Origin of the sequence: Anaeromyxobacter soli (genome assembly GCF_022808855.1) — a bacterium.
GTDB lineage: Bacteria > Myxococcota > Myxococcia > Myxococcales > Anaeromyxobacteraceae > Anaeromyxobacter > Anaeromyxobacter soli.
The window spans coordinates 1-26,506 of sequence record NZ_JAKZLF010000025.1 but is presented as its reverse complement, the minus strand read 5'-3'; the positions used below and the strand labels follow the sequence as shown (position 1 = coordinate 26,506).

22 protein-coding genes are annotated in these 26,506 nt (G+C 75.8%); 6 read left to right on the top strand and 16 right to left on the bottom strand.

Features of this window, described 5'->3' with window-relative positions; all coding sequences use genetic code 11:
• Complete coding sequence (locus MLV88_RS16450) at positions 1–3,057, bottom strand: malto-oligosyltrehalose synthase (RefSeq protein WP_243338010.1); 3,057 nt, start codon at positions 3,055–3,057, stop codon at positions 1–3.
• A complete protein-coding gene (locus MLV88_RS16445) occupies positions 3,041–4,696 on the bottom strand; it encodes a 4-alpha-glucanotransferase (RefSeq protein WP_255821296.1) in 1,656 nt (551 codons plus the stop codon). The genes MLV88_RS16450 and MLV88_RS16445 overlap by 17 nt, the downstream gene beginning before the upstream one ends.
• A 107-nt stretch (positions 4,697–4,803) precedes the next feature.
• Here MLV88_RS16445 and gluQRS point away from each other — a divergent pair, with 107 nt between their 5' ends.
• Positions 4,804–5,763 (top strand): tRNA glutamyl-Q(34) synthetase GluQRS, encoded by a 960-nt coding sequence (gene gluQRS, locus MLV88_RS16440; RefSeq protein ID WP_242338392.1) that lies wholly within the window; start codon positions 4,804–4,806, stop codon positions 5,761–5,763.
• Positions 5,764–5,847: 84 nt separating this feature from the next.
• On the opposite strand, the gene MLV88_RS16435 is transcribed toward gluQRS, so the two are convergent.
• A complete protein-coding gene (locus MLV88_RS16435) occupies positions 5,848–6,378 on the bottom strand; it encodes a hypothetical protein (RefSeq protein ID WP_242338393.1) in 531 nt (176 codons plus the stop codon).
• 123 nt (positions 6,379–6,501) lie between these two features.
• On the opposite strand from MLV88_RS16435, the gene miaE reads away from it, so the two are divergent.
• On the top strand, positions 6,502–7,068 hold the full coding sequence (miaE, locus tag MLV88_RS16430) for a tRNA-(ms[2]io[6]A)-hydroxylase (RefSeq protein ID WP_242338395.1): 567 nt from the start codon (positions 6,502–6,504) through the stop codon (positions 7,066–7,068).
• 277 nt (positions 7,069–7,345) lie between these two features.
• Positions 7,346–8,386 carry a zinc-dependent alcohol dehydrogenase family protein gene (locus MLV88_RS16425; RefSeq protein WP_242338397.1) on the top strand — a complete coding sequence of 347 codons (1,041 nt, stop codon included), beginning with the start codon at positions 7,346–7,348 and terminating at the stop codon, positions 8,384–8,386.
• 65 nt (positions 8,387–8,451) lie between these two features.
• Here MLV88_RS16425 and MLV88_RS16420 read toward each other — a convergent pair whose 3' ends face one another.
• A complete protein-coding gene (locus MLV88_RS16420; protein WP_242355265.1) occupies positions 8,452–9,540 on the bottom strand; it encodes a pyridoxal phosphate-dependent aminotransferase in 1,089 nt (362 codons plus the stop codon).
• Between the two features lie 138 nt (positions 9,541–9,678).
• Here MLV88_RS16420 and MLV88_RS16415 point away from each other — a divergent pair, with 138 nt between their 5' ends.
• Positions 9,679–9,993: a hypothetical protein gene (locus tag MLV88_RS16415; protein ID WP_242338401.1), complete on the top strand. Its 315-nt coding sequence runs from the start codon at positions 9,679–9,681 to the stop codon at positions 9,991–9,993.
• 131 nt (positions 9,994–10,124) lie between these two features.
• On the opposite strand, the gene MLV88_RS16410 is transcribed toward MLV88_RS16415, so the two are convergent.
• The 5 genes from MLV88_RS16410 to queF form a co-directional block, all read right to left on the bottom strand.
• A complete protein-coding gene (locus MLV88_RS16410) occupies positions 10,125–11,231 on the bottom strand; it encodes an arginase family protein (RefSeq protein ID WP_242355263.1) in 1,107 nt (368 codons plus the stop codon).
• Between the two features lie 65 nt (positions 11,232–11,296).
• A complete protein-coding gene (locus MLV88_RS16405; protein WP_242338406.1) occupies positions 11,297–12,877 on the bottom strand; it encodes a leucyl aminopeptidase in 1,581 nt (526 codons plus the stop codon).
• Between the two features lie 122 nt (positions 12,878–12,999).
• The gene (locus tag MLV88_RS16400; protein ID WP_243338008.1) at positions 13,000–14,847 is read right to left on the bottom strand and encodes a serine/threonine-protein kinase; all 1,848 of its coding nucleotides are present in this window, start codon (positions 14,845–14,847) and stop codon (positions 13,000–13,002) included.
• A gap of 152 nt (positions 14,848–14,999) precedes the next feature.
• Positions 15,000–16,166: a glycosyltransferase family 4 protein gene (locus MLV88_RS16395; RefSeq protein WP_242340997.1), complete on the bottom strand. Its 1,167-nt coding sequence runs from the start codon at positions 16,164–16,166 to the stop codon at positions 15,000–15,002.
• 87 nt (positions 16,167–16,253) lie between these two features.
• Positions 16,254–16,622 carry a preQ(1) synthase gene (gene queF / locus MLV88_RS16390; RefSeq protein WP_242340996.1) on the bottom strand — a complete coding sequence of 123 codons (369 nt, stop codon included), beginning with the start codon at positions 16,620–16,622 and terminating at the stop codon, positions 16,254–16,256.
• Between the two features lie 210 nt (positions 16,623–16,832).
• Here queF and MLV88_RS16385 point away from each other — a divergent pair, with 210 nt between their 5' ends.
• Positions 16,833–17,030 (top strand): hypothetical protein, encoded by a 198-nt coding sequence (locus MLV88_RS16385; RefSeq protein WP_242340995.1) that lies wholly within the window; start codon positions 16,833–16,835, stop codon positions 17,028–17,030.
• A 135-nt stretch (positions 17,031–17,165) separates the two neighbouring features.
• On the opposite strand, the gene MLV88_RS16380 is transcribed toward MLV88_RS16385, so the two are convergent.
• The 7 genes from MLV88_RS16380 to MLV88_RS16350 form a co-directional block, all read right to left on the bottom strand.
• A complete protein-coding gene (locus MLV88_RS16380; RefSeq protein WP_242340994.1) occupies positions 17,166–18,920 on the bottom strand; it encodes an OPT/YSL family transporter in 1,755 nt (584 codons plus the stop codon).
• A 57-nt stretch (positions 18,921–18,977) separates the two neighbouring features.
• Positions 18,978–20,615, bottom strand: coding sequence for a glycosyltransferase 87 family protein (locus MLV88_RS16375; protein WP_242340993.1), 1,638 nt, complete (start codon positions 20,613–20,615; stop codon positions 18,978–18,980).
• A 4-nt stretch (positions 20,616–20,619) separates the two neighbouring features.
• Complete coding sequence (locus tag MLV88_RS16370; RefSeq protein ID WP_243338005.1) at positions 20,620–22,095, bottom strand: lipopolysaccharide biosynthesis protein; 1,476 nt, start codon at positions 22,093–22,095, stop codon at positions 20,620–20,622.
• A gap of 381 nt (positions 22,096–22,476) precedes the next feature.
• Positions 22,477–23,550: a pectinacetylesterase family protein gene (locus MLV88_RS16365; RefSeq protein WP_243338003.1), complete on the bottom strand. Its 1,074-nt coding sequence runs from the start codon at positions 23,548–23,550 to the stop codon at positions 22,477–22,479.
• Positions 23,551–23,689: 139 nt separating this feature from the next.
• Positions 23,690–24,676 carry an NAD(P)H-quinone oxidoreductase gene (locus tag MLV88_RS16360; protein ID WP_243338001.1) on the bottom strand — a complete coding sequence of 329 codons (987 nt, stop codon included), beginning with the start codon at positions 24,674–24,676 and terminating at the stop codon, positions 23,690–23,692.
• Positions 24,673–25,104 (bottom strand): hypothetical protein, encoded by a 432-nt coding sequence (locus MLV88_RS16355; RefSeq protein WP_242340989.1) that lies wholly within the window; start codon positions 25,102–25,104, stop codon positions 24,673–24,675. Before MLV88_RS16355 ends, MLV88_RS16360 begins: the two co-directional genes overlap by 4 nt.
• Positions 25,105–25,229: 125 nt before the next feature.
• Positions 25,230–26,051 carry an ATP-binding protein gene (locus MLV88_RS16350; RefSeq protein WP_242340988.1) on the bottom strand — a complete coding sequence of 274 codons (822 nt, stop codon included), beginning with the start codon at positions 26,049–26,051 and terminating at the stop codon, positions 25,230–25,232.
• Positions 26,052–26,220: 169 nt separating this feature from the next.
• Between MLV88_RS16350 and MLV88_RS16345 the strand changes: the two genes are divergently transcribed.
• The coding region (locus MLV88_RS16345; protein WP_243337999.1) for a J domain-containing protein at positions 26,221–26,506 on the top strand (286 nt) is incomplete at its 3' end.

Sequence of the window (26,506 nt, the reverse complement as noted above, 5' to 3'; positions counted from 1 at the left end):
TCACTCCGAGACGAGCAGCGCGACCGGGAAGTCGGAGAAGAGCGCCTCGAGGGGGAGCGCGTCGCCCTCGCGCACCGCGCCGGTCACGACGTCGCGCCAGCGGCGCGGCAGGCCGTGCGGCACGGGGATCGCCCCCTCCCAGCGGATCCGCCCGCCGCCCGCCTCGATGAGGCCGAGCACGAGGCGCGGCACCACGCAGAGCGCGGCGCGGCCGCCGTTCCCGGCGTGCGCCCGCGCGAACGCGAACACGCTCCGCGCGTGCGGCCCCTCGGCGAGCGCCGGCCGGTAGTCGCCGGCGAGGAAGAGCTCGCGGTGCTCCCGGCGTGCGTGCAGCGCCGCGTGGAGGAGGAGGAGCTTGGCGCGGCCGTCGGCGAGCGCCTCCGGCGCGGACACCTGCCGCGCGAGCGCGCGCCGCGCGTGGGGGCCGCGCGCGACCTCCGCGTAGAGCGCCTCGAGCGTGCGCGCGCGCAGCCCGTAATCCACGGGGCGCCGGTTGTCGGGATCGACGAGCGAGAGGTCCCAGAGCTCGCAGCCCTGGTACACGTCCGGCACGCCCGGCGCGGCGCACTTCACCGCCACCTGCGCGAGCGAGGACAGCCGCCCCGCCGCCGCCGTACGCCCCGCGAAGGCGGTGAGGTCGGCGAGGAAGGGGGTCGCGGAGAGGCACCGCTCGACGAAGGTCCGGACGCCGGACTCGTAGTCCTCGTTCGGGCTCGTCCAGCTCGTGTGCACCTTGGCCTCGCGGATGGCCTTCTCCATGTTGCCCGGGATGCGGCCCCGGACGTCGGCGGGGTGGGGGGGGCCCGGCTCGCCGCCGCCGTCCGGGAGCGCGCCGACGAGCGTCTGGTAGAGGAGGAGCTCGTCGGCGCGATCGGGGGCGCTGCCGTTCTCGCCCCCCACGTGCGGCCGGTTCATGCGGTGCCAGCGCAGGACCGCGCTCCGGAACTCGGCCGGGATCTCCGAGAGCGCGTCGATGCGGGTGCGCACGTCCTCGCTGCGCTTCGTGTCGTGCGTCGAGGTGGCCGAGAGCGAGCCGGGGAAGCGCGCCTGCCGCTCGGAGAGGAGCGCGTGGACCTCCTCCGGCGTCGAGCCGAAGTGGCGCGGCTCGCCCCCGACCTCGTTCAGGGACGCGAGCCGGACGTAGCTGTAGAAGGCGGTGTCCTCGACGGCCTTCGCCGTCACCGGCCCGGTGACCTGCTGCAGCTTCAGCGTGAACTCGAGCCACTCGTGCCGCTCGTCCTCGGTGAGCCCCTCCGGATAGCGCTGCAGCACGACGTCGCGCAGGAAGTCGTAGATGGACGGGTCCACCACCGGGCTCCGCCGCCGCGCCCGCGCGATGGTGCGCTCGACGAGCGCCCGGTCGCGATCGTCCACCTCGCCGCGGCGGGTCACGTAGGTGCGGTAGACCGGGAACAGCGCGACGAACTCCACGAGCGCGCGGGTGAGCTCGTTGAGGGTGAAGTCGCGCGTGCGCCGGTTCATCTCGCTGATGCGGTTCAGGCGGTGCGCGAGGGTGTTCACCTCGCCGGCCATCGAGGAGGACATCACGAGCCGCTTCTTGTCCACCACCACGTCGGCGAACTGCTCGCGGCGGCCGGAGAGGCGCGTCCACATCCCGTCGAAGGCGCGCTCCGCCTCCGGCTCCACGAAGAGCCCGTTCACGGCGGCGAGGAACTCGTAGCCCGTGGTGCCGTCCACGTCCCAGCCCTCCGGCATGCGCTCCGGCGCGACCAGGATCTTCTCGACCACCACGTAGAGCGGCCTCGCGGGGAGCCGGCCCGCCTCGAGCGCCTCGAAGATGCGCTCGAGCACGAGCGCCTCGGTGTCCGCGTCGAGCGGCGTGCCGCGCCGGGCCGCGAGCGCGCGCGTCCGCTCGACGAGGTAGGACGCCTGGAGCCGGCGGAAGTAGGCGGGCGGCGCGTACAGGCCGTCGGGGTGGTCGATGCGCAGGCCCGTGATGTGCCCGTCGCGCAGCAGCCCCAGCACGAGCCGGTGCGCCTCCCGGAAGACGCGCGGCTCCTCCATGCGGATCGCCGCGAGCGCGTTCACGTCGAAGAAGCGGCGGTAGTTGATCTCCTCGCCGGCGACCCGCCAGAAGGCGAGCCGGTAGGCCTGACCCTCGAGGAGCCGCTCGAGCAGATCGAAGCTGCTCCGGTCGCCCTTCCTGCCGTTGAAGACGCGGATGTTCTCGTCGACGAAGGCGCGCACGCGCGGGCTCGCGTCGCAGAGGGCCGCGAGCCGCCGCTTCGCCACCTCCTTCTCGCGCGCGCGGTCGGCCACGGCCTGGGGCGAGGTGTCGGTGCGCGGCGCCAGCTTCTCGAGCGAGACGCAGATGGACTCGAGCTCCTGGAAGTGGACGTCGCCTTCGCCGAGCTCGGCGCGCAGCTCGGGCAGGCGGTGGCGGAGGAGCTGCGGGACGGAGCGCGGCGCCACCGGGAACACGTGGTCCCAGTAGCGGACCTCGAGCGCGCCGCCCTCGCGCGCGAGCTTCAGCTCGCCGGCCTCGAGCACCTTGCCGAACTGATCGCCGAGCAGCGGGACGAGCACCTTGTGGCCGAGCTCGGTCTTGAGCGGGCGCCACTCGACGTCGAAGGCGGGGGCGTGGACCGACGACGGGCCGTTCTCGAGGACGTCCGTCCACCACGGGTTCCTCGCCCCGATGCCCATGTGGTTCGGGACGAAGTCGACGAGGATCCCCATGCCCCGCTCGGCGCACGCCGCGGCGAGCCCGAGGAAGGCCTCCTCGCCGCCCAGCTCCGGGTTGAGCCGCCCGTGGTTCACGACGTCGTAGCCGTGGCGCGAGCCGGGCGCGGCCTCGAGGATGGGCGAGAGGTAGAGGTCCGTGACGCCGAGCGCGTGGAGGTAGGGGACGACGCGCGCGGCGTCCTCGAAGTCGAAGTCGCCGTGGAGCTGAAGGCGGTAGGTCGAGGCGGGGCGGCGCGTCACGCCGGTGCCGTGCGAGAGCTCCTGCCCGAGCGCGAGGATGAGCTCCTCGGCGAGCGCCGCCCGCGCGATCTCCGCCGCCGGCTCGGTCCCCGTCTCAGTCGCGTCCGCCACCCGAGGTCCTCGCGATTCGCCCGCTCCGCTCGGAGAGCGCGCGCAGCCGGTCGCGCGCGGACAGGTCGGCGGCGAGCGCGCCGAGGTCGCGCGGCATCCGGTACGTCCAGTTCTCGTCGTTCACGGTCCCCGGCACGTTCACCCGCTCGCGCAGCCCGAACGCGTCCTGGAAGGGCAGGAGGAGGAGGTCCGACCCGGCGCCGTAGACGAGGGCGAGCAGCGCGTCGCGCACGCCGTCGTCGAAGGGGACCTGGCCGCGCGCCCGCAGCGGGGCGAGCTCGGGGAGGGCGAGGAAGGCGGCGCGCTCGTCGCCGGGCATGCCGTCCCACCAGTCCGCGAGCGCGTCCGTGTCGTGCGTTCCGGTGGTGGCCACGGACAGGGCGGGCCACGCGCGCGGGTCGCGGAACGGCTGGCCGGGCGCGTTCCACTCCCGCTCCCAGCGCAGCACGCGGTAGCCCGGCACGGCGATCCGCTGCAGCGAGGCGCGCACGAAGTCCGGGACCGTCCCGAGGTCCTCCGCGATGACGCGCGCGCCGGAGGAGAACAGCCCGAGCACGCGCTCGCCGTTCTGGATCTGCGCCGCCTCGCCCTCGGGGATGAAGGCCGGCGGGCTGCCGTCGTTCGGGAAGAAGTAGGTCCGGTAGAGGCCGACCACGTGATCGACGCGGTAGAGGCCGTAGAGGTCCGCCATGCGGCGGGCGCGCTCGGAGAGCCAGGGGTACCCCTCGCGCTCCATCACGTCCCAGCGGTAGACGGGCAGCCCCCAGTCCTGCCCGGTCGCGCTGAACGCGTCGGGCGGCACGCCGACGCGGGCGTCGAGCCGGAAGTCGTCGCGCCGCGCCCAGACGTCGGCGGAGTCGGTCGCGACCATGAACGGCAGGTCGCCGGCGAGCTCGACGCCGGCGCCGTTCGCGGCGTGCCGGGCGGCGCGCCACTGCTCCTCGAGCTGCCACTGGAGCCACGCGTAGAACAGGATCGCGCGGGAGTGGCGGGCGCGCGCGTCGGCGAGCGCCTCCGGGGCGCGGTCGCGCAGCGGCTCGGGCCACTCCATCCAGGCGCGGCCGCCGAGCGCGTCGTCGTGGATGGCGACGAAGAGCGCGTAGTCCTCGAGCCACGCGGCCTCCTCGCGCCGGAACGCCTCGAGCGCCCGGGCGCGCGCCGTGCCGCGGGACCACTCGTCCCGCTCGAAGCGCGCGAAGGCGAGCTCGAGCGCGCGCCGCTTGAGGGCGCGCACCTCTTCCCAGCGCACCGCCGGCGCCGCCCGCACGCGCGCGAGCCGCTCGCGATCCTCGGCGGAGAGCGCGCCCTCGCCCCCCGCCGCCTCGAAGTCCTCGAGCCCGCCGAGGGCCAGGTAGACCGGGTCCACCGCGAACGCGCTGAGGGCGGCGTAGGGGCTGCTCTGCCCGCGCGAGGCCTCGTTCACCGGCAGCACCTGCACGATGGAGAAGCCCGCGCCCGCGCACCAGCGGGCGAACGGGACGAGGTCCGGGATCTCCCCGACGCCCCAGTCACGGGCGGAGCGCATGGAGAAGAGCGGGAGGAGGACGCCGGCCTGTCGGGGCATGGAGGAGCGGGCTCGTGAGCGGGCCCTTCGGCCGCGCTCGAAAGGTTTGGGCTTGTGGCGATCGGGGGCAGGCATTATCAGGAGGCGCGCCCATCCGGCACCTGAAAAGCGGGGCGATACGCCACCGGCGCGCGGCCGAATCCCCGCATCCAGGCCGCGCGCGCGGCCACGCAAGGCACGCCTTGATCCGCGGCCGCTTCGCACCGTCCCCCACCGGTCCGCTCCACCTCGGCAACGCCCGGACGGCGCTCCTCTCCTGGCTCGCCGCGCGGGCGCCCGGCGGCCTCTACGCCCTGCGCGTCGAGGACCTCGACGGCCCGCGCGTCCGCCCCGGCCTGGAGGCGCGCATCCTCGACGAGCTCGCCTGGCTCGGGCTCGACTGGGACGAGGGGCCCGACGTGGGGGGGCCCTCCGGACCTTACCGCCAGTCCGAGCGGCTCCCGCGCTACGCCGCCGCGCTCGAGCGGCTGCGCGCGGACGACCGCGTCTACCCCTGCTTCTGCTCGCGCGCCGAGGTCGCCGCCGCGGCGCAGGCGCCCCACGGGCCGTCCGACGAGGGCCCGCGCTACCCGGGCACCTGCCGCGGACTCTCCAGGGCCGAGCGCGCCCTCCGCGCGCGCACCCGCGCGCCGGCGTGGCGGCTCCGCAGCGAGCCGGGCCTCGTCGCGTTCGAGGACGGGGTGCACGGGCCGCAGGCCTTCGACGTGGAGGGCTCGGTGGGGGACTTCGTCGTGGCGCGCGCGGACGGCCTCCCGGCCTACCAGCTCGCGGTCGTCGTCGACGACGCGGCGATGGAGGTGACGGACGTCGTGCGCGGCGACGACCTCCTCCCCTCGACCGCGCGCCAGCTCCAGCTCTACCGCGCGCTCGGCCTCGCGGCGCCGCGGTTCGCCCACGTCCCGCTCGTCGTGGGCGAGGACGGAGAGCGGCTCGCGAAGCGGCACGGCGCGCTCTCGCTCGCCGAGCTGCGCGAGCGCGGCGTGGCGCCCGGGGCGGTGGTGGGGCTCCTCGCCGAGCTGTCCGGGCTCGCCTTGCCGGGCGCGCGCTGCCGTCCCGCGGAGCTCGTCGGAGGCTTCACGCTCGGGCGGATCCCGCGCCGGCCGGTGACGCTCGGCGCGGCGCGGGTGGCGGCGCTCGGCTGAGGTGATCGCGGAGCCCGTGCGCCGGGCGCGGGCGGCCTCGCCGGCCGCGCGGTGGTGCCCCGGGGGCGCCCGCCGCCGGTCGCTCTAGAAATCCACCCCGACGCGCCCCAGCATCCCGAGGGCCGGCTCGTGAGAGTCCATGCCGGGCAGCCCCCAGCGCGCGAGCCCCCACACGCCGAGCCGGAGCGGGAACACCGGGAGCTTCAGCGAGACGCCCGGGCGCACGCCGTAGAACGTGGACCAGTTGCCCGCGACGGCCTCGCCGAGGTCCGAGCGCGTGCGAAGGTTCGCGGCACCGACCTCGCCGAGGAGCTCGATCCGCAGGAGGGGCAGGACGTCGAAGGAGAGCCCCGCGAGGCCGCTCGCGTCGTACCGCTCGAGCTGCGAGCGGTGGAAGTAGCCGCCGGCCGCGGCGCCCAGCGCGAGCGTGCCGACGCGCAGGAGCACCGTGCCGCCCAGCTGTCCCATGGGCAGGAGCGCCTCGTTGGAGAGCGGCGCGCGCTCCACCCCGAGCTTCTCCGCGCCGATGGTCGCCTCGACGCCCAGCGACACGCCGGCCCGCGCGACCCCAGCGCCTGCGAGCAACGCCACCGCCACCACCGTCCGAACGCGCATGCGCTCTCCCCCCCGCTCGAGTTCCAGCCTTCACTCGAAAGTGCGCACGCGCGCATCCCCGTCCGAGCCCATCCCGGGGGGGCGGACGAGCGGGGGAGGGGCACGGCAGCTACAACCCCGGCCGTGTCGCTCCTCCGCTCTCGCACCGATCCCCGCTGGCTCGAGGTCGCGCTCGCCGACCTGCCGTCGATCCTCGCCGACCACGCGCACTGCGAGAAGAAGGCGGCCGCGAGCGCGGTGAAGCTCGTCGCCGAGCACCCCGACCGCCCGGAGCTCGTGCGGGCGGTGGCGCGGCTCGCGCAGGAGGAGCTGCAGCACTTCCTCGCGGTGCTCGCCGAGATGGGCCGCCTCGGCGTCGCGCTCACGCCCGACGGGGGCGATCCATACGCGCAGGCGCTCCTGCGGCGCGTGCGCGGCGGCGAAGGTCGGCTCGTGGACCGCCTGCTCGCGGCGGCGCTCATCGAGGCGCGGAGCTGCGAGCGCCTCGCGCTCCTCGCCGGCGCGCTCGAGGAGCCGCGGCTGCGCGAGCTGTACGCCCGGCTCGCGCAGTCCGAGGCGGGGCACGAGCGGCTCTTCGTCGAGCTCGCCCGGCGGCACGGGGCGGGGGACGTGGACGCACGCCTCGCCGAGCTCGCGGCGGAGGAGGCGCGGATCGTCGCGGGCCTGCCGCTCCTGCCCAGGATTCACTGACAGCGCGGTGAACACCTGCGCGCGCCCAGCGCGGGAGCCCGCGGCGGGACGCGGACGAGCGCTCGAGGCCGGCGGCCGGGCGCGGGCGGAGATCGCGCCCGCCGCGCCGGCCTCGGTGCGCGGGCTCGGCCGCTCCACTTCGGAGGGACCCCGGGGCTCCGGAAAAGCGGCGGGGCTCCGTCGTGGTCCTGCCATTTCGGCCGTGGTCTGGGAGGCTGCGGGAGGTGCGGCGCGTTCGCTCCGCGCTCCAGGCGCTCCACGAAAGGAGGAGGTTGCGATGAAGGCGCTCGTCTATCACGGCCCCGGGAAGAAGGCGTGGGAGGAGAAGCCGAAGCCGACGATCAAGGAACCGACCGACGCGATCGTGAAGGTGGTGAAGACCACGATCTGCGGCACCGACCTCCACATCCTGAAGGGCGACGTCCCGGCGGTCACCGACGGCCGGATCCTCGGGCACGAGGGGGTCGGCGTCGTCGAGGAGGCGGGCGCGGGCGTCACGACCTTCAAGAAGGGCGACCGGGTCCTCATCTCCTGCATCACCGCCGACGGCAAGTGCGAGGCGTGCAAGAAGGGGATGTACTCGCACTGCGCGAACGGGGGCTGGATCCTGGGTCACCTCATCGACGGGACGCAGGCCGAGTACGTCCGGATCCCGTACGCCGACACGAGCCTCTACGCGGTGCCCCCGGGCGTGGACGAGGGCGCGCTCGTCATGCTGAGCGACATCCTCCCCACCGGCTTCGAGGTCGGCGTCCGCAACGGCGCCGTGAAGCCGGGCGACACGGTGGCCATCGTCGGCGGCGGGCCGGTGGGCCTCGCCGCGCTCCTGACCGCGCAGTTCTACTCTCCGGCCGAGCTCATCATGGTGGACCTCGACGACAACCGCCTCCAGGTCGCGAAGAGCCTCGGCGCGACCCAGACCGTCAACAGCGGAGACGGGAAGGCGGTCGAGAAGGTCATGGCGCTCACCGGCGGCAAGGGCGTGGACGTGGCCATCGAGGCGGTGGGGATCCCGGCCACCTTCGACGTCTGCCAGGAGATCGTCGCGGCGGGCGGGCACGTCGCGAACGTCGGCGTGCACGGCAAGAGCGTCTCCCTGAAGCTCGAGAAGCTCTGGATCCGCAACGTCACGATCACGACGGGGCTCGTGGACACGAACACGACCCCGATGCTCCTCAAGAACGTCGTCGCGGGGCGGCTCGCGCCGCGCAAGCTCATCACCCACGAGTTCGCGCTCCACGACGTCGTGAAGGCCTACGACACGTTCGCCAACGCCGCGAAGGAGCGGGCGCTGAAGGTCATCCTGCGAGCGGAGTGACGGCCCGGCGGGCGCGAACCCGCCTCGCGTGCCCGCGAGGCCGGTTCGCGCGCCGTACGCGTCACCTAGAGCTTGGCCGCCGCCGCGAGCAGCGCGTCGTTCTCCTCGGGCGTCCCCACCGAGATGCGGATGCACCCCTCGAGCCCGGCGTAGTGATCCTGCCGGCGCACGAGGATCCCCTTCGCGACGAGCGCGTCGAACGCCGCCTTCGCGTCCGGCGTGCGCACGAGCACGTAGTTCGCGGCGCTCGGGTAGGGCTTCCAGGTCGGGTGCGCGGCGAGGCCGGCGAGGAGCCTCGCGCGCTCCGCGCGGATCCGGGCATGGATCGGCGCGAAGGCGCCCGGCGCCTCGAGCGCGGTCAGCAGGATCGCGCCGGTGTGCGCGGGGATGCAGAACGGCGGCACGAGCGCCCGCACGATCGAGGCGACGCGCGGCGCGGCGAGCAGGTAGCCCGCGCGGATGCCGCCGAGGCACCACGCCTTCGAGAAGGTGCGCAGGATCGCGACGTTCGCGTTCGCGCGCGCGAGCGGGCGCGAGTCGGTGCCCGCGAAGGCGTGGTACGCCTCGTCCACGACGAGGAGCCAGTCGCGCTCGCGCGCCCGCGCCGCGAGCCGCTCCACCTCCGCCGTCTCGAACAGCCGCCCGGTGGGCGCGTGCGGGTTCGGCAGGAACAGGACGCCGGGAGGGCCCTCCATGGCGGCGAGGAGCGCGTCCACGGGGAGCGCGAAGCCTTCGCCGAGGGGGATGGAGCGGTACGGGGTGCCGGCCGCCGTCGCGCCCCCCTTGTAGTAAGGGAAGGCCGGGGCGGTATCGAGCACGGAGCGCGCACCCTGCGCGAGGGCGAGGACGAGCAGGTTCGAGCCCGGGGCGACGACGATCCCCTCCTCGGGCCACTCCTCGTGGCGCGACAGCGCCGCGCGGACGTCCTCGGCGTGCAGCTCCGGGTAACGGTTCCAGGGCAGCGCCTCGAGGCGCGCCAGGGCGCGGGCCTTGAGCTCCGGCGGGAAGTCCTCGGGGCTCTCGTTCTGGTCGAGCTTCACGCGCGCGTCGACCTTCGCGTACGGATAATCGGCGACTGCGACAAGGTGCGGCTTGAAGGCGTTCACGGGGTGAGGGTAGCACCACCCGGGCGGCACCGCGCTGTCGGGCGGCATGGCGGGCGCGTCGGGAATCCCCGACACGGCCGCGTGGAAGCCCGCGGAACGAGACGCGAACGAGCTGGCAGGCGAGATGCACATTGGCGAGGGTGGGTGGCCGGACGGACGGCCCCGGGACGAAAAGGAGAAACGGTCATGACGAAGAACTCGAAGGTTCCTGCTCTCGTTGGCGCCGGCGTCGGTCTCGCCCTCTTCCTCGCGGTCGCGCTCCTGCCCGCGCTCCTCTACGGCGGCTACGCGGGCGTGATGCTCGCCGGGGGCATCTTCGGCACGCCGGTCACCGCCTCCTTCGCTGCCCGGGCGCTCATCGTCTTCGGCATGGTCCTCGGCGTCACCGCCATCGGCTCGCTCTTCGCCGTCGGCGGCGCGGCCGCGGGCGCGGCCATCGGCGCCATCATCGGGCTCACGCCCGCGACGCCCAAGAAGGCCGCCGAGAAGGCGAAGGCGTAACGACCCGACGAGCGACCCGCTCGATCCCGTCCGAACACCCGAGGCCCCGGATCCGACGGATCCGGGGCTCTTCTTTTGCGCGGCCGCGCCTTTTCCCGGCCGCGCGCCGGACCCCGCCGGGCGGCGCGCCCCTAGCTCCCGAGCCCCGCGTCGATCGTCTCGCGCAGGTACCGCGCCGCGAGCGCGACGGTGCGCGGCCCGCCCCCGGCGCTGCGGGCGACGTTTGGAGCGACCTCCATCACGTCGCCGCCCGCGAGCCCGACCTCCCGCCCGAGCCGCGCGACGAGCGCGGACACGAAGTCCGGCGCGAGCCCGTCCGGCTCGGGCGTGCCCGTCGCGTCCGCGAAGGCCGCGTCGGTGCCGTCGATGTCGTTCGAGAAGTAGACCTCCCGCACGCCGGACGCCCTGACGTGGGCTAGGATCGCGTCGAGCGCCGCCGCGGGATCGCGGCGCACCTCCGCGGCCCAGAACTGCCGGACCCCGAGCGTCGACTCCCAGTGCTTCCGATCGCGCCCGGACGCCCGCGTGCCGACCTGGACGAGCCGGCCGCGGCGGCCGAGGAGCTCGTTCGCGTGGAACGACCAGGTCGCGAAGCAGTAGCGGACGCCGAGCCGCTCGGCGAGGAGGTCGGTGTGCGCGTCGATCTGGACGATGCCGAGGCCGGGGCGGGCCGCGGCGAGCGCCTTGACGACGGGCCAGGCGGTGGAGTGATCGCCCCCGAGGGCGAAGACCCGCGCGCGCGGGTTGGCGGCGAGGACGAGCCCGAGGGCGCGCTCGGCGATCGACAGGGGCGAGACCGGCCAGGTCCGGCGCTCGGCGTCGGCGAGGTCGGGGTAGAGCGCGCGGGCGCTCGCCTCGCGCTGCGCCTCCGAGAGCATGGCGTCCTCGAGGAGCTGCGGGACGACGAACACGTCGCCGAGATCGACGAGCCCGGCCTCGCGGGCCCGCTCGGCCCACCGGGAGTCGTCCTCCAGCAGCTGCGCGCGGATCGCGCCCGGCCCGAGGTTCGCGCCGCGCTGCACGCCGCCGCCGGAGTCCGACGGGATCCCGAGGAGCACCGCGCGCGCCCCCGCGGCGCGGCCGAGCGCCTCGCGCCAGCGGGCGCGGACCGCGTCCTGGTCCGCCGCGCCGTAGAGCCGGCGCTGCAGCTCGAGCTGCTCCGCCCTGCCGGTCGAGACGAGGTGGACCCCGCCGCCGGCGGGCCGCAGCATCCGGACGAGCGCGTCGATCGCGTTCACGGGAGAAGGTTACCCCGGCGGCGGGGGCGCCGCAGCGCCCCTCGCGCGGCCCGGGGCGGGCGCGCTCACCGGCCGAAGCCGCGCACGAACTCGACGAGCGTCCGCACCGCGAACCCGGTGCCGCCCTTCGCGACGTAGCCGCGCTCCTTCGGCGCGTGCGACGGGCCGGCGATGTCGAGGTGCGCCCAGGGCACGTCCTTCGCGAAGGCGTGGAGGAAGTGCGCCGCGCTGATGGCGCCGCCCCAGCGCTCGCCGGTGTTCTTGAGATCCGCGCGGTCGCTCTCGAGCTGCTCCTTCAGCGACTCCGTCATGGGGAGCCGCCAGATCTCCTCGCCCGACGCGCGCGCCGCGGCGAGCACCCCGTCCACCGTCGCGCCGTCCGGGCCGAACAGGCCGGCGGTGGTGTGGCCGAGCGCCACCACGCAGGCGCCGGTGAGGGTCGCGACGTCGATCATCGCCGCGGGCCTCAGCGTCTCGGCCGCCCAGGCGAGCACGTCGCCGAGGACGAGCCGCCCCTCCGCGTCGGTGTTGGTGATCTCGACGCTCTTGCCCGCGTACGAGACGAGCACGTCCGAGGGCTTGTAGGCCTTGCCGCCCGGCATGTTCTCGCAGGCGCCCAGCACCGCGTGGACCGGGAACGGCGGCGCGAGGTGGGCGACGACGCGCATCGCGCCGAGCACGGCCGCCGAGCCCGCCATGTCGGTGTTCATCGTCACCATGCTCTCGGTGGGCTTGAGCGACAGGCCGCCCGAGTCGAAGGTGATCGCCTTCCCGACGAGCACGACCGGGGGCTTCTTCGCCGCCGCGCCCTTCGGCACGTAGCTCACCGTCACGAGCCGCGGCGGCTCGGACGAGCCGCGCGTCACGCCGAGGAACATGCCCATCTTCAGGGCCGCGATCTCCCTCGGGCCGCGCACCTCGACGGCGAGCCTCGCCTCGCGCGCGAGCGCCTCCGCCTGCTCGGCGAGGAGCGCCGGCGTGCAGTCCGCCGGGCCGAGGTTCACGAGGTCGCGCGCCCAGGCGACCGCGAGGGCCACCTCGCGCGCGAGCTCGAGCGCGGCCTTCACCTCGGGGAGCTTCTCCGCGCCCGCCGGGACCGCGACGGTGAGCTCGGCGAGCGGCGCGCGCTTCGGCGCCTCGCTCTTGTAGCGCCGGAACCCGTAGCCGCCGAGGAGCGCGCCCTCCGCCAGCGCGCGCGCCGCGGCGGCGACGTCGCCCAACCCGTCCTCGGGCGGCGCGATCGCGAGGGAGCGCGCGCCGGCCTTGCCGGCCGCGCGGGCGGCCTTGCCGGCGGCGACGCGCAGCGGCTCGAAGCCCGCGGCGGCGAAGGCGCTCGCCTTCGCGCGCGGTCCCACGCCGACGAGCAGCACGCGGCCCGCGGGCGCGCGACCGAGGGTCGGGAGCGCCAGCTCCTGACCGGGCTTTCCCTCGAACCGCTCGGCCTTCGCGGCCGCCGCGAGGCCGCCGCCGAGCATCGCGTCGAGCCCCTTCAGGCGCCCGCGCAGTCCGCCCTTGACGTCCTCCTCGTACACCGGCAGCGCGAGCGCGTCCGCCGCGAGCTCCGCGGCCGGGGTGCCCGACGCCTTCACCGCGGCGGGCTTCGCCCCCGCCGCCGCCTTCGCTGCCGTCGCCTTCGTCCGCGCCATCCGGTCTCCTCGCGAGCCCGTCCGCCCCGCCGGAGCGGAGGGAGGGGAATGGAGTGCGGGCGTCGTTTAGCACGGCCGCGGGCGTCGCGCAGGGCTCCGCGCGGCGCTGGCCTGTTGGGCGCTCAGGGCGCGCGGACCGCCGCCTCGACACGCCGGGCGGCCGCCGCGGCCTCGGCCGCGCCGCAGGCCGGGGCCTGGCGCGAGATGCCGAAGATCCCCTTCGTCTCGACCCGGGCGGCCGCGGCCCGCCGGAGCGCGGGGAGCGCGGCGGGATCGCCGACCTCGCCCAGGCGCTCCGCGGCGGCGCGGCGGACGTCGCAGTCGGGCGCGTCGAGGAGCGCGCCGTACGCGGCGGGCCGATCGAGCCGCTCCTCCACGCCCATGTCGCGCGCGAGCTCGAGCGCGCGGAGCCGCTGGGCGGGCGCCCCCTCCCGCGCGCCGCGGAGCACGAAGGGGACCGCCGCCTCCCCCTCGTCGAGGAGCAGCCGGTGGGCGCGGTCCGCGACGGGCCGCTCCGCGGCGAGCGCCTCGACGAGGTCCGCCCGGGCGGCGTCGTCGAGCGGCGCCCGGGTGCGCGCCGTGGCGAAGGCGGTGACCGCCGGACCCGCGGCGCCGAGGCGGTGCAGCGCCCGCGCCCGGAGCAGGAGGAGCTCCGAGTCCTCGGGGCGCGACGAGAGCGCGCGATCGAGGAGCGCGAGCGCCGGGCCGGGCCGCTGCGCCGCGAGGAGGGCGCGCGCATCGGCGGCCGCCTTGCCCCGGCTCGATCCCACGACGGCGGCGACCACGAGCGCGGCGACGAGCGCGAGCGCGCAGGCGACGGCGACCGGCGGGTGGGCGCGCAGCCAGGCCAGGCCCGTGCGCGCACGCCGGGCGCCGCGCTCGGCGGTGGCCCGCGCGCGTGCGGCGAGGCGGGCGGCGGCGGGCGGGAGCCGCCACCCGGGCGCGGGCGCGGGGACGACGGGGGCGAGCGCAGGCCGCGTCTCGACGCCGCCCGCCGGCTCCGCCGGCGATGCCGAGAGCTGCGCGCCGGAGAGCGACAGCGCGGGCGAGGGCGTCGCGTTCGGCGGCAGGACGAACGCCGGTCCGAGCGCCCCCGCGAGGTCCGCGCGCAGCGCGCTCGCGCAGGGGTGGCGCGCGTCGGCCTCCTTCGCGCACGCGCGCGCGATCGCCGCGACGAGCCCGGGGTAGGCGCCGAGGTCCGGGCGCGGGTCGGTGAGCGGCGGCACCGGGCGCGTCGCCTGCATCATGAGGAGGGCGCGCGGCTCGTCGGCCTTGAACGGGTGGCGGCCGGCGAGCATCCGCCAGGCGATGAGGCCGACCGCGTAGAGGTCGGCGCGCGCGTCCACCTCGCCCCCGAGCGCCTGCTCCGGCGCGAGGTACTCGGGCGTGCCGACCACGACGCCGGCCTGCGTGGCGCTGCCGCTCGCGGGATCGGCGATCTTCGCGATGCCGAAGTCGAGGAGCTTCGTGACCTCGCGCCCGCTCGCGGTCCTGGCGAGGAACACGTTCTCCGGCTTGAGGTCGCGGTGCACGACGCCGAGCGCGTGCGCCGCCTCGAGCCCGGCGCACACCTGCCAGAGCACGGGGACGGCCTCCTCGGGCGACAGGAACCCCTCGCGCCGGAGCCGGTCGAAGAGGCTCTCGCCGGAGAGGAGCTCCATGACGAGGAAGAGCCAGCCGTCCGGGCAACGGCCGAAGTCGGTGACGCGCACGATGTTGTCGTGCTCGAGCGCGCTCGCGATCTCGGCCTCGCGCCGGAACCGCTCGACGAGGTCGGCCGACGCGGAGAGATCCGGGCGGAGGACCTTCACCGCCACGTCCTTGCGCAGGTGGACGTGGCGGGCCCGGAACACCGCGCCCATGCCGCCCGTGGCGAGGTGCGCGACGAGCTCGTACCGTCCGTCGAGGACGGAGCCGAGGAGCGACGCGGGCTCGAACCGGGCCACCTGCGGCTGTGCGGGATCGGACACCTGGGGCGGAATTCTACCCCACCGCTCCTTTTCCCGGCTCCGCGGCCGTGTCGGGTATCCGAGGGGCGAGGGCGTTGGGGGCGCCGCGCGCCACCTACACCGGCGTCCGGCGCGCTCGCCCGGCGCCGCGGCGCGCCGCGTCGCGGACGGCGTCAGGCGGCCTTCCCGCGGGGCGAGACCGCGGAGAGGAGGGCGCGCTCCAGGCGGGCCGCGACGTGGCTCCAGAGGAAGCGGGCCGCGACGCGGGCGCGGCCGCGCGCGCCCATGGCGCGGGCGCGCACGGGATCCGCGAGGAGGCGCTCGAGGGCGTGCGCGAGCGCGCCGGCGTCGCCCGGCGGGACGAGGAGCCCGGTCTCGCCCTCGCTCACGATCTCGGGCACCGCCTCGTGGTCGGGGCCGACGCAGGGCACGGCGCAGGCCATCGCGTCGAGGAACGCGAGGCCGAACGGCTCGCGCAGCGAGGGCATGGCGAAGACGGTCGCCTGCGCGAAGAGGGCGGGCAGCTCGTCGAGCTCCACGGGGCCGAGCCAGTGTCCCCCCTCGGGCAGCTTCGGCGGCGTGGGCGGGCCGGCCACGAGCAGCCGCGCGCGCGGCTCGAGCCGCCGCAGCCGCGCGAACGCCTCCGCGAGCACCGGGCCGCCCTTGCGGGCGAAGTCGCGCCCGACGAACAGGATCGTCCGGCCGTCGTCCTGGCGGGGCGCGTTTCCCGGGAAGGTGTTCGCGCCGGCGCCCACCACGCGGACGCGCGCCGGATCGACGCCGTAGTCGTCGGCGAGGGAGCGCGCGACGTTCTCGCTGAAGGTCGCGACGAGGCGGGCTCGACGGTAGAGCGCCGTCTCTCGCGCGCGCCAGGCCTCGCCGTAGTCCACCGGCGCGGCGAGCCCGGCCACCGGCCAGGCTGGGCTCCTCATCGCGAGCGCCCGCGTGTGATCGAGGAGGAGCGCGTACGGGTACGGGGCCGGGAGGCCCGGGGCGAAGAGCGCGCCGTTCTGCAGCACGACCTGGGGCGGCGGGTCGAGCGCCCGCAGCGCCTCGCCGGCGCGGAGCGCGTGGTGGTCGAACGCGTACGGCGTGTTCCAGCGGTGGTCGAGCGCGCTGCGCCCGAGGCCGAAGCGGGCGGCCGCGACGGCGAGGTTCAGGGCGAACGCGGGCGCGGGTCGGAGCCTTCGGCTCACCGGGTCGCGCGGCTCGAGATCCCCCGTCGCCTCGACGAGCCGGACGTCGTGCCCGCGCGCCTCGAGCGCGCGCGCCACCTGGTCGGTGACGCCGCTCTGCGCGCCGTAGTGGACGTACGCGATGGACAGCCGGCCCGTGCGCAACGCGCTCCCCCCGGGGGGAAAGCTGGGCCGCGAGGGAGGGGAGGGGAACCCGGCGCGGCCGGGGCGCGCCGGGGCCTTTCCGGGCGACTACACGCCGGCCGGGCGCTCGCCCTGGCGCGCCGTAACCACCGTGTGGATGCCGCCCCGGACGGCGAAGTCGCCCACGACCTCGATCCAGCGGGGCTGGATCGCCCGGACGATGTCGTCGCAGATCCGGTTCGTCACGGCCTCGTGGAACGTCCCCTCGTCGCGAAAGCTCCACAGGTAGAGCTTCAGGCTCTTCAGCTCCACGCAACGCTCCGCCGGGACGTAGCGAAGCCGGATGGTGGCGAAGTCGGGCTGCCCGGTCATCGGGCACACGCAGGTGAATTCCGGGCACTCCATCGAGATCTCGAACGGGCGCTCGGGCTTCGGGTTGGGGAAGGTGTCCAGCTCTCGGGAGGGCTTCGTCGGCATGGCGGCGTGGTTCTTTCGGGCGATGGAAGCCCGGATACGTCCTTCGTGTGGACTGTCGGGATTTCGAGGTAGGCACTGGAAAGTCTACCGGTGCCGGGGCCCCTGGATCGAGCCAAGCCCCTGTAACCCCGACCGTCGGGGCGAGGCAAGCGGATTGCTAGTGAGGAGAGGACGAGCACGCCACGCCGAATCGCCCCCACCGGAGGGACCATGAAGGCCAACCGCCGCCGTCGTTCCGAGAAGAGCACCGCTACCCGCCGGCTCGTCACTACCCTCGGTGAGCTGATCTCCGCCGCGTACGAGTCCGTTCCGGGGATGGGCGATCAGCGCCTGGAGCGCGCGCTCGAGCTTCTGACGCGCTCACCCCTCGCCCGTCACATGAACCCTCACGTGGAGTTCGTCCGCTAGCCGTCCACCCCCTGCGCGGCGCCACGCTCCGCCTGCGACCGGAGCCCTGCGCCGCGGACGGCCGCCGGCGAGACTTCACACCGACCGGGCCTGGCGCCACGCGCCGGGCCCGGCGCCTTTTCGGGATCCCTCGAGCTAGAACGCCGCGGCGAACGCGAGGACGAGCAGCACGAGCGCCTCGCCGGTGATGAAGCCCGACGCGAGCGGCGTCGCGTAGACCTCCTCCGTGCGCGGGCTGAGGCGCCGCCACAGATCCTGGCCGATCCCGCCGATCACCATCGGCACGACCGCGAAGCCCGGGATGAGCGCGCCGAGGCCGATGGCGGTCGGCGAGGGCACGTAGCGCCCGAAGCGCGGGTTCGACTCGAGGACCGTGAGCACCACCCCGACGACGAGGGCGATGACGAGCGCCACGAGCGCGCTCGTGGGGAGCGCGCCGAAGCCCTTCGAGAGGAGCTCGGCGAAGCCGGCCCACTTCACGGAGATGGGGGAGGTGAGCCCGCCCTCCCCGCCGATGCCGTACTTGGCCCGCACCGCCGGATAGGCGAACGCCACCGCCGCGGCGCCGACCGGGACGCCGATGAGCTGCAGGTAGGTGAGGTGGCGGTTCGTGGAGCCGACGATCCGGCCGGCCCGGTAGTCCTGCATGAGGTGCTCGCCGTTGGCGGCGACCGCGCCGCTCATCCCGGAGCCGATCATGTTGATCGGCACGTGCCCGGGCGCGAGCACCGCGAACACCGCCTGCATCACGTTCGCCATGGCCGAGATGGGCGCCCAGTTCGTCTCGCCGAGCACGCGGATGCCGACGAGCATGAGGATCATCGAGAGGAGCACCGACACCGCGGAGAGCCAGAGCGGGAAGCCGAGCGAGATCTTCTGCACGGCGGCGAGGACCACCCCGCAGGCGAGCGCGCCCCACACCACCCAGCGCATCGGGAAGTCGCCGCCCGCGTCCGCCTCCTTCCCGGAGAGGCCCTGGAACGTCTTCGCGATGACCTTCCACTTCAGGGCGAGGGCGGTGAGGCCGCCCGACACCATGAGGCCGGTCGCCGGCCACATGATCCAGCGCTGCAGCACCGCGTTGAAGGTGAGCTCCGGGACGAGGCCGCGCGCGAGGAGCGGCTCGGGCGCGACGATCCAGGCGAGCACCATGCCGAGCGCCATGGAGAGCGTGACGCGCAACCCGACGAGGATGCCCGCGCCGAGCGACAGCACGCCGAGCTCGGTTCCGACCCGCAGCGACTCGGCGTGCGGCGTGAGGAAGCGGAAGGCGAAGGTCTCCGGGATCCAGCCGAGCGACTGGCGGAGGAGGGTGAGGCCGGCCGAGACCGCGCCGCCTAACCCGAGCGCGGCGACCCGCGGGCCGGCCTGCTTCGGCCCCTCGTCGAGGACGAGCAGCGTCTCGCCGGCGGCGGTGCCGTCCGCGAAGGGGAGGTTCTCCTGGTCGATGTAGTGCTTGCGCAGCGGCACCGCGAGGAGCACGCCCAGGAGGCCGGAGGGCGCGAGCCAGGCGAAGATCTGCAGGCTCGAGAGGTGCAGGTTCATGAGCCCGCGCTGGTTCAGCATGTCGATGGCGGCGAGGACCACCGCCATGAAGCCGACGCCCGAGCCGGCGGCGGTCCCGGCGGTCTGGACGAGGTTGTTCTCCCAGCGCGTGCCGCGGCGGCGGGTGATCACGCCGATGATCGAGATGAGGATGAAGCCCAGGAAGGCGCTCACCACCGAGATGTTCGGCCCGTAGCCGATGCGCAGCACCACGGTCGGCTCCGCCGCGCCCATGAGCGCGGCGACGAGGACGGCGATGGCGATGGCGCGGGCGGTCAGCTCGCGCTTCGCCACGGCGGGCGGCAGGACGGGGGTGGCCGGAGTCGAGGCGGAGGGCTCGCGCATGCGGGGCGAGACTCTATCCCCGACCCGCCGGGCGGGCCATGGAGACCGCCGGGCCCGTCAGGGCGTGGCCCGCGCGCCGAGCGCCGCGGAGGAGGCCGGGATCCCCGTGGAGCGAGGCGGGACCGGCCCCTGACTCCTCCGCGTCCGTGCCGGGGGCGCGACCGCCACCGGCGCGTCCGTCGGGGCGGCCCGGGCCGGCAGGTACAGGTGGTAACGCCCGTACGTCTCGGCGAGCCGGTAGTGGCGCGCGACCTCCCCCACCACGTCGAGGCCGAGGTTCCCGCGGTCGTACCAGCGCCGCGAGCCGGGCAGGTCGAGATCCTGGAAGAGGACGACCGCCGCGAACTCGTCGCGCCGGAGCTCGTCGAGGAGCGGGCGCGCGAGGTCGGGATCGCGCTCGGAGGCGAGGCGGAGCATCCAGGTGTCGAGCACGAACGGCCGCTGGCCCGCGACGAGCGGCAGGAGCGGGTCCTCGGAGAGGACGGTGCCGGGCGGGAGCGCGGCGGCGAGGGCGCGCAGCTCGCCGAGGCGCGAGCGGCCGAGGTCCTCCCGCGCCATCCCGGCGACCACGACGAGGCCCAGCGCGCAGGCCACCGGCGCGAGGCCCCGCGCGATGCTCCCGGCGGTGCCGCGCGCGCGCCAGGCGGTGCCGAGCGAGAGCGCCGCGGCGACCTCCACCTCGACGAGGTGGTTCACGCCGGTGCCGGGCGACGCGTACACCACCACCACCGCGGCGAGCGCCGCCCCGAGCCAGAGCACGGGCAGCAGGGCCGCGCGAGGGGTGCCGCGGCGAGAGGAACGCACGTGACCCCGGAGCCCGGCCAGCGCGGCGGCGAGGGAGGCGCCGAGCAGGCCGATCGCCGCCGGATCCTCGACGGCGATCTCGTGGGCGAGCCGGACCGGCGCGACGAGGAGATCGCGCGCCGAGCCGCCGCCCACGGCGGTCGCCTCCAGGAGCTCGAAGAAGCGGCCGGCCGAGAACGCGTTGGTGAGCCCGACCACCGCCACCATGCCGGCCGCGACGCCCGCCCCCAGGATGACCGCGGCCCGGCGCTCGCGCCGGAGGAGCAGCCAGGCCATCGCCGCCGCCGGGGCGGTGAGCGCGGTGGGCTTCGCGGCGAACCCGAGCGCGAAGAGGACCGCCGCCGCCGCGAGCGCTCGGCCTGACGGTCCGCGCGCGACGGCCGCGAGGCCGAGCGCGCCGAGCCCGACGGGCAGGAGGTCGTAGCGGCTGGAGGACAGCGAGTACTGGGTGGCGAAGGTACCGAGCGTGAGCGCCGCGAACGCCGCCGCCGGCGCGCGCGGGGTGCCCACGCGGCGGAGCAGGACGTACGCGGCGGCGACGGAGAGCAGCCCGGTCGCGAGCGACAGCGCGTAGCCGGCGACGATGAGATCGAGCCCGGCCCGCCGCAGCCCCGCGTGCGCCGCGAAGGCGAGCGGGAACCAGCGCGTCCCGCCGTAGCCGAGCTCGGGGTCGACCATCGGCCGGTAGAACCGGCCGTGCGCGAGGTCGTCGGCGAGCGCCATCCACGCTCCCGAGACGTGGTTGAGCGCGTTGCCGCTCTCCCACGCGGCGGGGAGGCGTGCGGCGGTGGCGAGGCCAAGCGCAGCAGCGGCGAGGAGGAGGATCCAGGGGTTCCCGCGGCGCATCACCTCGACGGTGCGCGCTCGGCGCTCCTGCGACGAGCCCGGCACGGGGTCATGGCTCCGACGGAGCCGCGACCGTGCGGGCGCGGCGCGTGGCGAAGAGGGAGATCCAGCCGGCGGGCAGCCAGCCGCGCGCCCAGGAGAGCCCGAGGTACGCCGCGGCGAAGGCGAGGCACGCGGCCGCGACGCGCAGCACGAGCGGCGCGTCGAGCCCGCGCACCACCAGCCAGGCAGGCGCCATCCCGACGCCCGTCGCCGCGAGCTGGCGAGCGAGCGCACGCACCGGCAGGATGCGGGCGAGCGGCACCTCGAACAGCCGGGCCGCGCGGTGCAGCATGAGCGCGCGGGCGAGCGCCTCGGCGACGATCCAGCCGCCGAGCGCGCCGATGGGCCCGGCGGCGCGCAGCCCGCCGACGACGAGCGGGACCGTGGCGGCGAGCTTCGCCGCCGAGAGCGCGACCATGTAGCCCGTCTGGGCGCGCGCGCGCATCACGCCGTCGAGCGGCAGCGCGGCGAGCGCCACGGAGAGGATGCCGAGCCGGAAGATCGGAACCGCCTCGAGGTAGCGGGCCGAGAAGAGGAGCTCGATGAGCGCCGGGGCGATGACGCCGAGGAGGCCCATGAGCGGCAGGAACGCGAACGCGAGCTGCTGCACCGCCTCGTGGAAGAGCGGCAGCCCGGCGCGCGGCGGCCGACCGGCGCCCTCGACCTCGGCGAGCCCGATCTGGAGCAGCTCCGAGACGGGCGTGTACAGGATGTCGACGACCGGGAGCTGGAACGTGCCCACGCTGTAGACGGCGAACGCCGCCGCCGAGACCGCCCCCGCGACGACGTAGTGGTGGAGCTGCTGCTGCGGGACGATGAGCAGGAAGGCGGCGCCGAACGGCAGCGCGTAGGCGGCCTGGCGGCGGAGGGCGGGCAGGGAGAGGCGGAGCCCGTGCGCGCGCCCGAGCGCGGCGAAGGTCCAGGCCGCGCGGAGCAGGTGGGCGGCGGTGATCCCGACGAACACCGCCTCGACGGAGCCGCCGACGAGGGCGGCGGCGAGGATCGCCGCCCCGCGCGCGACCTCGGTGAGGAGCCGCGCCACCGCCGCCGCCCCGATGCGGCCGGAGGCGTTCCAGGCGATGTCGAGCGGCGCCCCGATGATCTGCAGGCCCGTGAAGGCGGCCACCCAGCGCAGGTTCCGCGAGAGCTCCGGGTTGTGGAACTGCCGGTCCACGAGCGGCGCGCACAGGAGGAGGAGCGCCGCCGCCGCGATCCCGAGGACGAGGTGGAACCAGAGCGCCTGCGCGACGTGCGCGTCGCGCTCGCCCGGCTCGCGCGGGACGAAGTAGTAGAGGCTCATCGTCATGCCCATCGGCAGCACGAGCGCGACGGTCTGGGCGAGGAGCCAGGCCTGCTTGAACGTGCCGTAGGACGCCGGCACGAGCACGCGCGCGAGCACCATCGGGACGGCGAGCGTGAGGAGCGCGCCGGCGAGCCGCGCGACGAGCAGCGGCCTTGCGCGGGTGAGGATCGACTCGGACAAGAAGGTGGCCTTCTCTCCGCCGCGAGACGAGGCGCAGTCGGGTCCGGGCGGGAGGACCCCGTCGCGGCGCGCGCCCGCGTCCTCGCGGGTGCGCAGGCCGCGAGCGGCTGCGCGAGGCGCCGGCCTTTGGCAGGCGCATTCCGCCATATCGTGCGCAGCCCGCCACGCCGCGGCGCGTGCCCGTTGGAAGGGCTTTCGCCGCGCGGGCGGCGAACCGTCGAGCCGCCGAGCCGTCCTTCACCGAGCGGTCGTCCACCCGGCGTGCGGCCAGAACGGCTGCTCGCACGGCTGTTGGGCGGGCCTCGGCGGCCGCCGACCCGCCCGCGCCGCGCCCGACCCGCTTGCCCGACCTGACCCAGAGTTCCGAGTTCCCCCCACGTCTCACGGCCCCACGGATACCCAGGCCGGATCGTCCTCCACCTCCTCGCGCAGCCACTCCATGAGCGGCACGCCGCCCGCGCTGAACGCGGCGGGGTCGCCCACGAGCGTGTGGGTCGCCCCGGGCACGAGGAACGTGCGCGCGTTCGGGAGCGGCGCGATGACCTCCGTCGCGAGCCGGCGGATGGCCGCCTCGAAGCGGGCGGGCTCGAGGAAGGCGAAGGTGCGGATGACCGAGTCGCGGGTGGAGGAGAGGAGCGCGAGGCGATCTCCCGGGTAGCGCGCGGAGAGCGTGGGGAAGATCTGCGACAGGTCCTCCGCGCAGCGCGTCCCGCACAGCGGCAGGAGGACCTCGTCGAGGCGCCAGCTCACGAACCAGGCGGCGCGCACCGCGGTAGAGAAGTCGTCCCCGACGAGCGGCGGGCCGGAGTCGTCCACGAGATAGCCGCGCGTCGCCGGCCAGCGGCGGCGGAAGCTGTCGAAGGCGAGCAGGGCGCCGAAGCCGCCTGCGGATGCGCCGCTCACCACCACCTTCGGCGGCGCCCCCAGGTGCGCGTCGAGCCAGTCGAGGGCGAGCGCGACGTTGATGCGGCCCTTGTGGAACCAGCGGCGCGGCGATCCGGGGTAGCGCTGGATCTCGTCCCCGGCGTGCACGTCGCCCGTGCAGTACGGCACGAACACGAGCGTGTAGCGCGCGAACGGGTTCCCCGGGGCCGAGCGGTCGAGGATCGTGCCCGGAACGTCGGCTGAGCGCGCCGCGAACTCCGGGGCCGCGAAGGGGCCAGGCTTCGCGAGCCCGAGCGTGAAGCAGGTGAGCGCATCCCAGCACGCGCCGCCGCCGTCCAGGAAGACGAGGAGGTCGTCGCCGTCGCCGCGGTTCACCGCGATGCCGGTCGGCGATCCGTCGCTGCACGACGTCCCCGGCAGATCGATCCACCGCCACTCGTTTCGGGGGAGCTCCTCCGCCCGTGCCGCCGCGCCGCTGCTCCCGCTGCCGCCACCGCACGCGGCGAGGAGGCCGAGCGCGGTGGCGACGGCCGCCGGGCGCAGCCGGCGGACGAGCCAAAGTCGGGCCATGCAGGGAACGTTGGGCGCGGGACCCTCGCGCGCAACGCGGCGCGGCACGGAGCCGCGGCGGCCGGTCTCCACGTGAAGGTGACGCGGCCCCCCGCGCTCGCGTGGGAGTCGAGGAGAGCCTGCTCCGGCGTCGCGACGCTCAGAACTTCAGCACGAGCTTGCCGAAGCTCTCGTTGCGCTCCATCCGCTCGTGCGCCTCGCGGGCGCGCTCCGCCGGGATCACCGCGTCCACGATGGGCTTCACTCTGCCCGAGGCGACGAGCGGGAGGACGTCGCGCGCGAACGCCAGGGTGGCGGCGATCTTCTCCTCGAGCGGGCGGGGCCGGAGCACCGTGCCGACGAAGGTGGCGCGCGTGCGCATGAGGAGCCCCAGGTCGAGCTGGGCCTTCGGGCCGCCCATCGTGCCGATGACGACCACACGCCCGCCGCTGGCGAGGGCCGCGAGGTTCTCCGCCGCGTACGGGGCCCCCACGAAGTCGAGCACGAGCGGCACGCCCCGCTTTCCGGTGAGGCGCCGCACCTCGTCCGCGAAGCGCGGCTCGTCCTTCGAGACGAGGAGGCCGTGGTCGAGGCCGAGCGCGCGCGCCCGCTCGAGCTTGTCGGCCGTGCGGGAGGTGCCGATGACCGTCGCGCCGGCCGCCTTCGCGATCTGCAGCGCCGCGGTGGAGACCCCGGAGCCGATGGCGTGGATGAGCACCGGCCAGCCCGGCCGCAGGCCGCCGAGGGTGAAGAGCGCGTCGTGCGAGGTGACGCAGGCCTCGGGGATCGCCGCCGCGTCCTCGAAGGAGAGCGCGTCCGGGATCCGCACGAGCATCCGCTCGTGCACGACGGCGAGCTCCGCCTGCCCCTCGCCCGAGGCGATGGCCATCACCCGGTCGCCGGGCTTCCAGGCGGTGACGCCCGCGCCGACCGCGGCGACCTCGCCCGCGAGCTCGAGGCCGGGGATGTCCTCACGCGTGCCGGGCGGGGGCGGATAGAGGCCGCGGCGCTGGAGGAGGTCGGCGCGGTTCAGCGCGGCGGCGCGCACGCGCACGAGCACCTCGCCGCGCACCGGCGCGGGATCGGAGGTCTCGGCGAAGCGCACGATCTCGGGACCGCCCTTGCCGTCGAACAGGACCGCCTTCATGGAATCCTCCTCATGCCGGGCGCGCCGAAGTGACCGCTGGGCGCGCCGAAAGGTGCCTCGAAGCTCGCGCCGTCCGCGTCGCGCGCCACGACGGCGCGCCCCGGCTCGAGGTGCGCGAGAGGATAGCGGTCGGCGCGTGGAACGGCGACCCGGTCGTCGTCCGGCGGGCAGGCCGGCGCCACGTCGAGGGCCGCGAGCGCCTCCGGCGGCTCGACGGCCACCGCGAGGAAGTAGCCGTTGTACGTGCCGTCCCACCACATCGAGAGCTCGGCCTCGGCGGTGGCCGCGCGGGCGGCGAGCTCGAGGAGCGCGGCGCGGAAGGCGCGGAAGGGCGCGGTGTCCGTGCGCGGATCGACGCCCGCCGCGGAGGGGTCGGCGTAGCGCGCGCGGAGGTCCTCGAGGGCGAAGCGCAGGATGCGGGCGGGCACGCCGCGAGGATGCCGCGGACATCGGCGGCGCGCAGGGGAAAGTGCGGGTCGGCCTCGCGCACGGGGGTCGAGGTCGGTCGCGGTTCAGGGCACCCGGCGGTCAGCGGGGCGGGTCCCCCGCGCGCTCACCTCAGCGCGCCGTCGACCCCCACCACCACGTCCCTGAGCGGCAGCGCCTTCCCGGACGCCGCCACGGCGTGCCGGGCCGACATCGCGATGCCGCCGCAGCACGGCACCTCCATGCGCGCGACCGTGACGCTCCGGATGTCGGAGCACGTGAGGATCTCGGTGAGCTTCTCGGCGTAGAAGCGGTTGTCGTCGAGCTTCGGGCAGCCGACGACGAGGGCCTTGCCGGCGAGGAGCTCGTCGTGGAAGCCGGCGTACGCGAACGGCACGCAGTCGGCGGCGACGAGCAGGTCCGCGCCCTGGAAGTACGGGGCGGTCACGGGCACGAGGTGGAGCTGGACCGGCCACTGGCCGAGCCGGCTCTGGGCGGGGCCCGCGCCGGACCCGGCGCGGGAGGGCAGGGGCACGGGCACGGGGCGCGGCGAGAGCGTGCGCGGCCGCGACCCGGGACAGCCGGCGCCTGCGGCGGGGCCCGGGTCCGAGACGATCGACAGCCGCGGCCTCGGGCGCGGCGGAGGCGCGCTCGCGGCGGGTTGCGCCGGGTGAGCCGGGGCGTGGGCGTGCGCGTGACCCGGCGCGCCGGTCTTCTCGAGGTGCGTCTTCACCGCCGCCTCGTCGAACGCCGCCGCCTCGCGCTCGATCACGGTGATGGCGCCCTGCGGGCACTCGCCGAGGCACGCGCCGAGGCCGTCGCAGAGGACGTCGGCCGAGAGCCGCGCCTTCCCGTTCACGAGCGCGATGGCGCCCTCGGCGCAGGACGGGATGCACTGGCCGCAGCCGTCGCAGCGCGCCTCGTCGATCTGAACGATCTTCCGGATCATGCGGTCGCTTATCCCATGTCGGGCGCCCGGCCGGTAGTCAGCGGACGCTTCGGGCCGAGGCCGCCCGCGCAGCCCGTGCGCGCCCCGGACGCCGGGCGACCGCCCGCTCGCCTGGCCGAAAACTGGCCGGCGGCGCGGGCCAGGGCTACCCATCGAGCGGGCGATATCGGTGACCACGGCGACGGCGGAGATCACGGTCGAGGCGCTCGCGCACGCGGGGCGCGTGCTGTTCGGCCCGTCGTTCGCGCCGCACGCGAGCGCTTGGCGCGGCGCGCTGCGCGAGGCCTACCGGCGCCGCGCGCTCGAGACGCATCCGGACCGGGCGCGCGCGCTCGGCCGCCCCGAGGCGGAGCTCGCGCGGGAGTTCCGGGCGGTGGCGGAGGCCTATCGCGTGCTCTCGGCGGCGGCGCGGGCGCCGGCTGCGCGCGTCGTCCGGTCCGGCGCGCCCGCCCGCC